Genomic DNA, 560 nt, shown 5'->3' on the forward strand with positions numbered 1-560 from the left:
ACATCACCCTGCGCGACTCCGTGGTCCACCACTGCCCCGGCCACGGCATCCTCGGCGCCGACTCCGACTCCGGCTCGCTGCTCATGGAGTACGTCGAGGTCCACAACTCCGGCTCCGGCACCACCCGGCACCCGGTGTACATCGCCACCGACGAGTCGGCCTATCCCGGCTCGGTGTTCCGGATGCAGCACTGCTACATCCACGACGCCACCGGTGGCAACGCGGTGAAGTCGCGGGCCGAGCGCAACGAGATCTATTACAACTGGATCGAGGGCGGGCATTACAAGGAGCTGGAGCTGATCGGCCCCGACGGTCAGGACGAGGACCTGGCGCGCGAGGACGGGGACGTGGTGGGGAACGTGTTCCGCAAGACGCACACCCAGTTCGCGGTGCGGGTGGGCGGCGACGGCACGGGCCAGAGCTGGGGCCGCTACCGGTTCGTGAACAACACGTTCCTCTTGATGCAGGGCTCGTCGGCGGCGATCCACGCCTTCGACGGCATCGAGAGCATCGAGATGCACAACAACATCTTCCACCGCGTCGGCGGCGGCAGCGTGCAG

General features: G+C 67.1%; 1 pseudogene. It reads left to right on the forward strand.

Annotated elements, in window-relative coordinates:
* Positions 1 to 560, forward strand: a pseudogene (locus tag CAP_RS43330) (right-handed parallel beta-helix repeat-containing protein); the annotation flags it as partial.

The sequence above is a fragment of the Chondromyces apiculatus DSM 436 genome (genome assembly GCF_000601485.1).
GTDB classification, from domain to species: domain Bacteria; phylum Myxococcota_A; class Polyangia; order Polyangiales; family Polyangiaceae; genus Chondromyces; species Chondromyces apiculatus.